The organism is Patulibacter sp. NPDC049589 (assembly GCF_040675535.1).
GTDB lineage: Bacteria > Actinomycetota > Thermoleophilia > Solirubrobacterales > Solirubrobacteraceae > Patulibacter.
Map to the genome: position 1 here is coordinate 1 of NZ_JBFAPC010000195.1, position 9,307 is coordinate 9,307.

At 74.1% G+C, this 9,307-nt stretch carries 12 protein-coding genes and 1 tRNA gene; 8 read left to right on the forward strand and 5 right to left on the reverse strand.

Translation table 11 applies throughout. From position 1 onward, the window contains the following. From AB0L40_RS24240 to AB0L40_RS24260, 5 genes are all read left to right on the forward strand, one after another. A partial coding sequence (locus AB0L40_RS24240; RefSeq protein ID WP_364360765.1) for a site-specific DNA-methyltransferase occupies positions 1-423 on the forward strand: 423 nt, incomplete at its 5' end. Beyond that, entirely contained in the window at positions 420-908 is a 489-nt protein-coding gene (locus AB0L40_RS24245) for a hypothetical protein (RefSeq protein ID WP_364360767.1), read from the forward strand. The genes AB0L40_RS24240 and AB0L40_RS24245, both read left to right, overlap by 4 nt. Before the next feature lie 95 nt (positions 909-1,003). Further along, the gene (locus AB0L40_RS24250) at positions 1,004-2,335 is read left to right on the forward strand and encodes a site-specific integrase (RefSeq protein WP_364360769.1); all 1,332 of its coding nucleotides are present in this window, start codon (positions 1,004-1,006) and stop codon (positions 2,333-2,335) included. Positions 2,336-2,570: 235 nt separating this feature from the next. Further along, the gene (locus AB0L40_RS24255) at positions 2,571-2,909 is read left to right on the forward strand and encodes a hypothetical protein (protein ID WP_364360771.1); all 339 of its coding nucleotides are present in this window, start codon (positions 2,571-2,573) and stop codon (positions 2,907-2,909) included. Between the two features lie 70 nt (positions 2,910-2,979). Next, positions 2,980-3,432 carry a hypothetical protein gene (locus tag AB0L40_RS24260; RefSeq protein WP_364360773.1) on the forward strand — a complete coding sequence of 151 codons (453 nt, stop codon included), beginning with the start codon at positions 2,980-2,982 and terminating at the stop codon, positions 3,430-3,432. Positions 3,433-3,474: 42 nt separating this feature from the next. Here the strand turns inward: AB0L40_RS24260 and AB0L40_RS24265 are convergent, their stop codons facing one another. The 5 genes from AB0L40_RS24265 to AB0L40_RS24285 all read right to left on the reverse strand — a co-directional run bounded on the left by AB0L40_RS24265 (position 3,475) and on the right by AB0L40_RS24285 (position 5,242). Then, a complete protein-coding gene (locus AB0L40_RS24265) occupies positions 3,475-3,693 on the reverse strand; it encodes a hypothetical protein (RefSeq protein ID WP_364360775.1) in 219 nt (72 codons plus the stop codon). Continuing rightward, the gene (locus AB0L40_RS24270) at positions 3,693-3,893 is read right to left on the reverse strand and encodes a hypothetical protein (RefSeq protein WP_364360777.1); all 201 of its coding nucleotides are present in this window, start codon (positions 3,891-3,893) and stop codon (positions 3,693-3,695) included. The genes AB0L40_RS24265 and AB0L40_RS24270 overlap by 1 nt, the downstream gene beginning before the upstream one ends. A 47-nt stretch (positions 3,894-3,940) precedes the next feature. Beyond that, positions 3,941-4,348: a hypothetical protein gene (locus tag AB0L40_RS24275; RefSeq protein ID WP_364360779.1), complete on the reverse strand. Its 408-nt coding sequence runs from the start codon at positions 4,346-4,348 to the stop codon at positions 3,941-3,943. A 68-nt stretch (positions 4,349-4,416) separates the two neighbouring features. After that, on the reverse strand, positions 4,417-4,830 hold the full coding sequence (locus tag AB0L40_RS24280; RefSeq protein WP_364360781.1) for a hypothetical protein: 414 nt from the start codon (positions 4,828-4,830) through the stop codon (positions 4,417-4,419). Positions 4,831-5,169: 339 nt separating this feature from the next. Then, a tRNA-Ala gene (locus tag AB0L40_RS24285) sits at positions 5,170-5,242 on the reverse strand. Between the two features lie 172 nt (positions 5,243-5,414). Between AB0L40_RS24285 and AB0L40_RS24290 the strand changes: the two genes are divergently transcribed. The 3 genes from AB0L40_RS24290 to AB0L40_RS24300 form a co-directional block, all read left to right on the forward strand. After that, entirely contained in the window at positions 5,415-7,286 is a 1,872-nt protein-coding gene (locus AB0L40_RS24290) for a diguanylate cyclase (protein ID WP_364360783.1), read from the forward strand. Positions 7,287-7,296: 10 nt separating this feature from the next. Beyond that, positions 7,297-7,959 carry a hypothetical protein gene (locus AB0L40_RS24295; protein WP_364360785.1) on the forward strand — a complete coding sequence of 221 codons (663 nt, stop codon included), beginning with the start codon at positions 7,297-7,299 and terminating at the stop codon, positions 7,957-7,959. 162 nt (positions 7,960-8,121) lie between these two features. Further along, positions 8,122-9,307, forward strand: a 1,186-nt coding sequence (locus tag AB0L40_RS24300; protein WP_364360787.1) for a patatin-like phospholipase family protein, incomplete at its 3' end; no start/stop codon positions are given.

Consider the following 9,307-nt stretch of genomic DNA (forward strand, 5'->3'; position numbering starts at 1 on the left):
CTCTTCTACTGCCCCAAGGCCAGCCGCAAGGAGCGCGACGCCGGCTGCGACCGGCTCCCCGTCCGCACGCTGGACCTCTTTCCGCAGAGCCACCGCGACGGCAAGCCGCCGACGCAGGCGCGGAACCCGCACCCAACCGTCAAGCCGCTCTCCCTGATGCGCTGGCTCATCGGCCTCGTCACCCCGCCCGACGGATCGGTCCTCGATCCGTTCTGTGGCTCCGGAACGACCGGGATCGCCGCGCTGCTGGAGGGCCGTCGCTTCCTCGGCATCGAGGCCCAGGACGACTACGTCCAGGTCGCCCGCGCACGGATCGCGCACCGCGCTCCCGATCCCGGTTTCGATTCCGGGCCGGCTGCCGCGCAGGCGCAGGCGCAGGCCGCCGGCCCTTTCGTCCCGGCCGCGAAGGCGGCCCGCCGATGAGCGCCCCCGACGATCGCTCGCCCGTGGTTGTGCGGCTGGACGAGCAGACGATCGAGCAGCTCGCCCACCGCGTGGCCGACGTGCTCCGCGAGACCGTCCCGAGCACCTCCGAGACGCAACCCGAGCGCAAAGACGCGGGACGGCTGCTGTCGGCCGCGCAGGTCGCCGAGCGGTGGCAGATCGACCGCGAATGGGTCTACGCCCACGCCGAGGAGCTCGGCGCGCTGCGCCTCGGAACCGGGCCGAGGCCGCGGCTGCGCTTCGACCCCGACACCGTCCGCCGGCACCTCCGGCGGCCGGAGACCCCGGCCGCGCCACGGACGCGGGATCGGCGGAGAACCCCGCCGATCCCTGGCGATCATGGCGCGTTGCTTCCCTTCCAGGCCGATCCAGAGCTATCGTCGAACCAGCCCACAGACGGTCGGCCGAGCGCCCCGCAGGCGCCGCCGACCCGGGCCCGCAGGACCCGCCGCTCGACGCGATGAGCCACCAGCCGCGCACCCGCGCGGTCGGCCCGCGGCGCGGTCGTGTCGACGGCCCCTGCCCGCACGAACCGACCCGAGAGCGAGGTGAGCAACACGTGGCACCGAGGACCGAAGGACAGGTCCTGCAGCGGACGTGGAAGGCCGGGCGCGGCTATGCGCTGCGGTTCTTCGCCTACGGCGAGCGACGCTACCTCACGCTGGGCACCGAGCACGACGGCTGGACCCGCCGCAAGGCGCAGACCGAGCTGCAGAACATCCTCGCCGACGTCCGCCGCGGCACCTGGATCCCCCCGGACCGCAACCGCCCCGCCGAGTCCAACGAGAGCGAGGGCGAGGACAGCGACGTGCTGCTGTTTCATCGCTTCGCCAGCGAGCGGCTGCAGACCCGCAAGCTCGAGGTGTCCGAGCGGATGCACGAGTACGAGACCTGGGCCCTGACCCAGCACTTGCTCCCGTACTTCGCCCACTGGCCCGTGGCTGACATCACGATCGAAACGGTCGACGACTACCGCCGCTACAAGGTCCAGCAGGCCGAGCAGCGCCGCGACGCGATCGACCGGAAGAAGCCCATCCGCAACAACGACGACCGGATCCTCAGGCCGCTCTCGGCCAGCTCGATCAACAAGACGATCGACGTCCTGCAGTCGATCCTCGCGATCGCCGTCGAGTACGGCCACCTGGCCTCCAACCCCGCCGCCGGCCGCCGGCGTCGCCTGAAGAAGCCAGCCAAGCGTCCGATCCACCTCGACAACGTCCAGCAGATCACGGCGTTGCTGGACGCCGCCGCAGAGCTGGACCGCGACACCCGCCGGCCGACGACCGACCGCCGCGCGATCATCGCGACCCTGGTGCTGGCCGGGCCGCGCGCGCACGAGCTCTGCTGGCTGCTCTGGCGCGACGTCGACCTCGCCAACGGCCGCATCCACATCGGCCGCTCCAAGACCCAAGCCGGCCTGCGCGAGATCCACCTCCTGCCGCTGCTGCGCGACGAGCTGCGCGCCCACAAGGCCCGCTCGACGGCGACCGGACCCGACGACCTCGTCTTCCCCAACGCCCGCGGCCGGGTGCGCGACATCGCCAACCTCCGCAACCGCGTGCTCGCCGCGGCGCTCGCCCGTGCCGACGAGCTGCTGGCACAGCGCGGCGACACGCCGCTGCCGGCCGGGGCCACGCCGCACAAGCTGCGCCACACCTTCGCGTCGATCCTCGTGGCCTGCGGCGAGGACCCTGCATCCGTCATGGCCCAGCTCGGGCACACCGACCCGAAGTTCACGCTCCGCGTCTACACCCACCTGATGCGCCGCGACCCCGCCGAGCGCGCCCGCCTGAAGGCCCTCGTCCTCGCCGAGCCGACCGACCCGCCCACGACCGAGACCGACGCCGACGAGCAGGCCCCACCCGCCGGCCGCGAGCCGGTCGCCGCATGAGCCGCCGGCGCCCCAACGATGCCGACGACTCGGTTCCCGCGAGACCGCACGGACGCGCGATCGGTTCCTGAGCAACCTGCCATGGCCGCGAGCCCGACCTGCAGCCGGGGTATCGCGTCGACCACGTCCGAGGGGGTGCTCGAGCAGCCGTAAGATCGCTTGCGTGCTGCGCCGGTCGCGAGCTACCGTCGGGGTCCGGAGCGCCCGTCGAGCTGTCGCGCTCGGAGAGGCACGGATGCTGCTGACCGTCGTAGGGATCGTCGTTCTCGCCACCATCGGCTTCTGGATCGCCGGAGGTCTGGTCCTCCGCGTCGGCGGCGTCGCGCTCGTGGTCGCCGGGGTCGTCCTGCTGCTCGCATACGGCGACCTGACGGGCCTGGCCGCGACGCTCGCCGGGCTGGGGCTGTGGGTGATCGGCCAATGGCACTACGGGCTGCGGCATCACGAGTTCGCGTCCCCGCTCGCCCGCCGACTCTTCCTCCAGCTCCTGCCCGCCCGCTTGGACCCGACGCGCGGCTGGGCCGTCCCGGTCACCTTCGCCGGTTCGCGGAATCGGCAACATCGGTCGCGCTGACGATCCCGGTGCGGGCGCGGGGCCAGCCGATTGACGCGACGGGCTACGGCCGCGCAGATACGGTGACCGGATGGTGGGCCAGCAATACGAAGGCGTTCCTCCGTCGTCGCTGACGCTCCGTGCCCAGAGCGTCGCGCAGGAGCGGCACCGCGACCAGGTCGATCGCCATGGACGGCCGGTGGTCGAGCATCTCGAGCGGGTGGCAGCTCGAGTGCCGCCCAGCGCGCGCCCGGTCGCCTACGTGCACGACGTCTGCGAGCGCTCGCCGCTGTCGCCTGCCGACGTCGCGGGCCTGGTGGGCTTGGACGAGGACGAGCTCGAGGCGCTCGAGTTGTTGACCAAGCGCCGAGGCGAGCCGCTGTGGGCGCACACGCGACGCGTTCGCGACGCCACCGGAGGTCCGGGGCGCGAGCTGGCGGTGACGATCAAGCGCGCCGACCTCGAGGACCACGCGAACCACGCCCAGTCGGACTCGCAGTACGCGGCGGCGATCGACCTCCTCGAGACCGAGCGACCGAGCTAGCTGCGCCATGGGTGGCCAGACAGCGGACCGCGTCGGCCGGAGTCAGCTTCGGCGGCCGTGGAGGATCGCGCGGACGGTGCTCTCGTCGAGGCCCGCGGCGGCGCCGATCTGGCGGTTGGTCGGGCGGGGGTCGTGCTCGGCGGCCGTCCGGATCGCCATCGCGATCACCCCGTCGATCTCCGTCCGGCGCTGCACCGCGCGGCGGATCGGCTCCAGGACCGGGTCGACGTCCTCGGTGGCCGGTGCGGCCCGGCGCGCCATCACGCGCGTCGGGCCGCCCGCGCGGCGCGGCTGGCGGCGCGCATCTCCTCGACGCTGAGCCCGTTGGCGGCGGCGTCGAGGACGGCGGCCGCTCCGGTCAGCTGCTTGGCGGTCGCGGTGTCACCGGTGGCGTCGGCGCGGCGGGCGCCGGTCGCGGCGGCGCCGGCGACCTCGTGATGCGTCGGGTCCGTGGTGCCCATGACCTGAATATAGCGGCACAAGTGCCGCTATATCAAGCCGCTGATGCTTACATGGTGCGGTAGCGCCCGGGTCGCTGGCTGATCTGCCGCACGCGATCGGCGGCTGCCAGTCGGGTCAGGCAGTTGGCCACTGCTCCGGACGAGCGGCCGAGGCGCTTGGCGACCGTCGTGGGGCTCGCCGGCTCGCCGGCGTGCGCTTGCAGGTCGTCGAGGACGAGCTGGTCGAGCTGCCCGGGCCGCAGCCGTCCGGTCGTGCCCTGCGGGGGCACGACGGAGGCCGCGTCGGCCGCGTCCGGCGGGGCGTCCGGGGTGGTCGCGGTCCAGCGGTCCGGCAGCCGGCGCGCCCCGTCGCGGCCGCCCGCCTGGCGGCGCGCGCAACCGGCCTGCTCCAGCGCCGCCAGCGCCTTGCCGACCGTCGAGCGACCCAACCCGACATCGGCGGCGGGATCGCTCACGGTCAGCGCGTCTCGGGAAGCCGTGATCGCGTCGAGCACGACGTCCCTCGCCGGGCGCTTTGCCGGGCTCATCGTCCGGCCTCCCGCCGGACCTCGTCGTCCGCGGTGGGCTGGGCGATCTGGCCGAGGACCGCCGCCAACGCATCGGCGGCGGCAAGGTTGCCCTGGGCGATCTCCTCGTCCTCCTTCGGCCGCGACACGTACGCCGCGAGCGCATCGGCGGCGTCGTGGTGCAGTCGCGTGAACGCGCGCGTCAGCTCGCCGGACGCCATCGTCAGCGTGACCGTCTCGGCGTCAGCCTGCGCGGCCCAACCGAGGTCCTCCAACAGGCGCAGGTCCTCGACGAACGTCCGGGCGAGCCGCTGGGCGGACGTGGCGTCGCCGTTGTCGACCAGCAACCCGACATCGCCGATCCCGCTGAGGTGGTTCATCACCGCCTCGTAGATCGCGTCGCGCTGCTCTCGCGTGATCGTCACCGGCATCGTGCTGCTCCTTTCGATGCGCATCGAGCAGCGGCCTCGAAGATCGCGCGGCGGTCTGGCGCACGGACGCGCAAGAATCGCCAGCGCATCGAGGGCTGCTCCTCGATGCCGGGCCCCGGGGCGTAGCCGCGCCGCCGGGGCCACCCTTGTTCTCTGGACGCTCGCGACCGTAGCTCTGCTCGCCCGTCGAAGCGAGCGAATCGACCGGGATCGCCAGGGATCGACGGGAATCCGCGCCGTTTCAGGCACTAGTGCCTGAAACGGGCAGTGGATTCGGCGGCGAATCGGCCACCTTCCGGAAAGCAGAAAGGCCCGCCGTAGCGGGCCTTTCGTCCTAGGTGGAGCTAGCCGGGCTCGAACCGGCGACCTCCTGGGTGCGATCCAGGCACTCTTCCAGCTGAGCTATAGCCCCAGGACGCTGGATTCTAGCGTCGGTCCCGCGAGGCGTGTCGTGCGGTCCCGATCGCCCGCGGGGACGGAGGTTCGGCAGCCATCCATCCGGGGGGACGGCGTCTGGCCGATCGCCCGATCTGGTGGGTGCGGACCGGGACTTCCGGGGCGTGGGCGGTTACGCTCGGCCGCGCGTGAGCTTCCGGACACGACTCAACCTCTTCTTCGTCCTCCTGGTCGTCGCGCCGCTGTTCGCCGTGGGCGTGGTGCTGCTGCGGACGATCGACGGGGCCGCGCAGGGCAAGGTCGAGGCCGCGCTGGCGTCCCAGGGGCGGGCGGCCGCGCGGCTGGCCGACGTGTACCGGGACCAGGCGGCGGCGGTCAACGGGCGGATCGCGAAGGATCGCGAGCTGGCGGCGGCGCTGCGGGCCGGCGACCTGGTGCGGGTGCGGCGGCGGGCCGGCGAGCTGCTGTTCCCCGTCACCGACGCGCGGCGGGTGCGGATCACGATCGCCCGTACGGGGAAGGTCGTCGACGTCGGCAGTCCCACGGCGGTGCTGCCGCAGCGCAACGCGCTGATCGCCGCGGGCGCGGCCAAGCGCTCGCTCGGGGGGATCGAGACCTCCGTGGTCGGGCCGAAGGCGCTCGCGTCGCGCCTGGAGGGCCTGACCGGGCGACGGGTGCAGGTCCGGGACGGCGCGTCGGACCGGATCCTCGCCGGCTCGAAGGAGGGTCCCAAGCAGCTGCCTCCGCCGGGCCGCGTGAAGTCCGTCGACGGCGGCGACTGGACCGCGGTGGTGCTCCGCGAGACCGGCTTCGGGGGGCCGCAGGACGGCCTCGTGATCCTCGCGCGCGGGGACGACAGCCGCGCGTCCGACGGGGAGCGGTTCGCGCTGATCGGCACGCTCGTGCTGTTCCTCGTGCTGGCCGGCATCGGGGCCCTCGCGGTCTCGCGCTCGCTGCAGCGCCAGGTCGGCATCCTGCTCGAGGGCTCCCGCCGCCTCGGCGAGGGCGACTTCGCGCACGAGATCCCGCGCGGCAACGGCGACGACGAGTTCGCGCTGCTCGCGGACGGCTTCAACGCGATGAGCCGCCAGCTGCGCCGCCGGCTCGACGAGCTGGAGGACGAGCGCGGACGGCTGCGCTCCGCGATCCGCCGGATCGGCGAGACGTTCGCAGCGAACCTCGACCGCGAGGGCCTGCTGGAGATCGTCGCCCGCGCGGCCGCCGACGGCGTGCGCGCCGACGCGGCCCGTGCCCGGGTGGTGGCCGACGGCCGCGAGGAGGTGGCCGAGACGGGGGAGACCGCGCGCTTCGACCGGCTGCTCCGCGAGGCGTCGGCTCGGGCGGGCGAGGGGCGCGAGGTCCTGCTCTCCGACGGGAACCAGCACGCGCTGGCGGTCGTCATGCACGCGGCGGACCTCACCGGGACGGTCGTCGTCGCGCGCGACGACGTGCCCTTCACGTCCGCCGACGCGGAGATGGTCGGGTACCTGTCCGGCCAGGCGGCGGTGTCGCTGGAGAACGTCGGACGCCACGAGGAGGTCGAGCGCGAGGCCCACACCGACCCGCTGACCGGCCTGGCCAACCGCCGGCGCTTCGACGAGCTGCTGGCCTCGGCGGTCGACGCCGCCGAGCGCGAGGGACGACCGCTGTCGCTCTTGGCGCTCGACCTCGACCACTTCAAGGCCGTCAACGACCAGCACGGCCACGGCATCGGCGACGAGGTGCTCAAGGCGACCGCCCAGGCGCTGCGCGAGGCCGTCCGTGGCGGCGACGTGGCTGCGCGGCTCGGCGGCGAGGAGTTCGCCGTCGTGATGCCGCACGCCGACGTCGAGGGCGCGCGGATCCTGGCGGAGCGGCTGCGGCTGGCCGTGGGGGCGCTGCACGTCCCGACGCCCGACGGCGACGTGCGGTTCACGACGTCGGTCGGCGCCGCCACCGTCTCCGGTCCGTCGATCGACGGGCCCGCCCTGGTGGCCGCCGCGGACGAGGCGCTCTACGCCGCCAAGCGGAGCGGACGCAACAGAACGGTCAGTGCTGACGTGACGGACCAGCCCGGGTAGCATCAGGGCGATGGGTGTTCTGGATGACGCGATTCGCGAGCACCTCGAGCTGAAGCGCCGTCACGGGTCGGATCCCGTGGAGGTCTCCAGGCTCGAGCGTGAAGCGCTGGGCCCGGTCACCGCGGCCGAGCTCGAGGCCGAGGACGCCCCCGCGTGGGACGACGAGTCCGACGGGGCGGTGTTCGACGACGAGCTCGCCGCCACCGGCACCGTCGACCCGCCGCCCACCGAGGCGTACTCCCTGCCCGCCGAGCACGAGCCGATCGCGCCCCCGCCGCCGGCGAGCTTCGCGCCCGCCCCGGGCGCCGCGGCCGTCCCGCCGCCCCCGCCGGCGGCGTCGGCCCCCGCACCCCCAGTGCCGCCGGTCCCCGCCGCACCGCCGGCACCCCCGGAGGCGACCATCCCGCCGCCGCCCCCCGCTCCGCCCGCGCCCCCGGCCCCGCCGGCCGCGGCCGCTCCGCCGGTGCCCCCGGCGCCGCCCGCGCCCCCGGTCGCCGGCACCCCGACGGAGGGCGTCCCCGCGATGCCGCGCCGCCGCGTCGGTGGCGACAGCACGCAGCAGCCCGAGGCCACGAACGATCCGCTGTCGCAGACCCCGGAGTTCCTCGAGGAGACGCCGGACCACGACCGGCTCTGGTTCGAGCAGAAGCCGCCCCGCGACTTCGACTTCTAGGCACCACGACCGCCCGCCCTCCCGGCGGGCGGTCTCGTTCCGGGGGCCGCCGCGATCGCCCGCCGCCACCGGCGGGTGAGGGCGTACACCCCCACCGGCCGGGCCGCCGGGACCTCCACGTGCGGCGGGTGGCGGCACCGACCGCGCCATACTCCCTCCGAGATGAGTCCCACGGACCGTCCGGCCGGGGACGCCCCGGACAAGCGCATCGCCCTGGTCCTGCCCGGTGGTGGAGCCCGCGGGGCCTACGAGGTCGGCGCGCTCTCCGTGCTGCTCCCGGAGCTCGAGCGGCGCGGCGAGAGGCCCACGATCTTCTGCGGCACCTCGGTCGGCGCGATCAACGCCGCCTACCTCGGGTCGGTCGCCCACCTGCCCGCCGAGGAGCAGGTGCGCCAGGGCCTCGAGCACTGGCACGCGATCAGCAAGAAGGACATCATCCGCAGCGTCGTCGGGCCCGGCCTGCCGCGCACGCTGCTCCGGCTGGTCGGCGACATGCTCGAGGTTCCCGGGGTCCGCCTGGCGGGCCTGCTGGACCCGACGCCGCTGCGCGCGACGCTCGACAAGATCGTCAACTGGGACGACCTGGCCCGCAACGGCCGGGAGGGGACGTACGACGCGGTCTGCCTCGTCGCGACCTCGCTCGCCCGCAGCGGGCCGGTGGCCTGGGTCCAGGGCCGGGCCGAGATCCCGGCGTCGAAGCGGAGCGCCGACCTGCGCTACGTGCGCGTCGAGGAGCTCGACGCGCAGCACGTCCGCGCCTCGGCCGCGATCCCGCTGCTGTTCGCGCCGGTGCGCGTCGACGACCCGGACGAGCCGTCGGAGTTCTACGTCGACGGCGCCACGCGCCTGAACACCCCGATCGCGCCGGCGCTCGCGCTCGGGGCGGACCGCGTCGTCGTCATCGGCTTCGAGCCGCTCGGCGACCGCACGCCGCGGGACGCGAAGAAGCCGCTCGTCCCGCGGATCGCGGACGTCATCTCGAACATCGTCGACGGCCTGCTGGTCGACCAGGTCAACGACGACCTGCACCAGATGGTCACGCTGAACGAGACGATCGCGACCCCCGGCAGCCCGGCCGCGCGGGCGTCGAAGAAGTACCGCAGCGCCCGCGGCAAGCCCGCGTACCGGAAGATCGAGTACGCGCTCGTGTCGCCCCGCCACCGCGGCGAGCTGGGCGAGCTGGCCGACGAGGTCTTCGACCGACGCTACCGCGGCTGGCGCGGGCTGCTGAACCCCGACCTGCCGCTGTTCTCCCGTCTGCTCGGCAACGGCCGCACCCCGGCGCGCGGCGAGCTCTTGTCGTTCCTCCTCTTCGACGACCTCTACTTCGACCTCCTGATCGAGGCCG

Bases quoted from the DNA above. Each gene is read 5' to 3' on its own strand.
- AB0L40_RS24255 (WP_364360771.1), top strand. From the start codon at position 2,571: ATGCTGCTGACCGTCGTAGGGATCGTCGTTCTCGCCACCATCGGCTTC.
- AB0L40_RS24295 (WP_364360785.1), top strand. From the start codon at position 7,297: ATGGGTGTTCTGGATGACGCGATTCGCGAGCACCTCGAGCTGAAGCGC.
- AB0L40_RS24260 (WP_364360773.1), top strand. From the start codon at position 2,980: ATGGTGGGCCAGCAATACGAAGGCGTTCCTCCGTCGTCGCTGACGCTC.
- AB0L40_RS24280 (WP_364360781.1), bottom strand. From the start codon at position 4,830: ATGCCGGTGACGATCACGCGAGAGCAGCGCGACGCGATCTACGAGGCG.
- AB0L40_RS24245 (WP_364360767.1), top strand. From the start codon at position 420: ATGAGCGCCCCCGACGATCGCTCGCCCGTGGTTGTGCGGCTGGACGAG.
- AB0L40_RS24265 (WP_364360775.1), bottom strand. From the start codon at position 3,693: ATGGCGCGCCGGGCCGCACCGGCCACCGAGGACGTCGACCCGGTCCTG.
- AB0L40_RS24270 (WP_364360777.1), bottom strand. From the start codon at position 3,893: ATGGGCACCACGGACCCGACGCATCACGAGGTCGCCGGCGCCGCCGCG.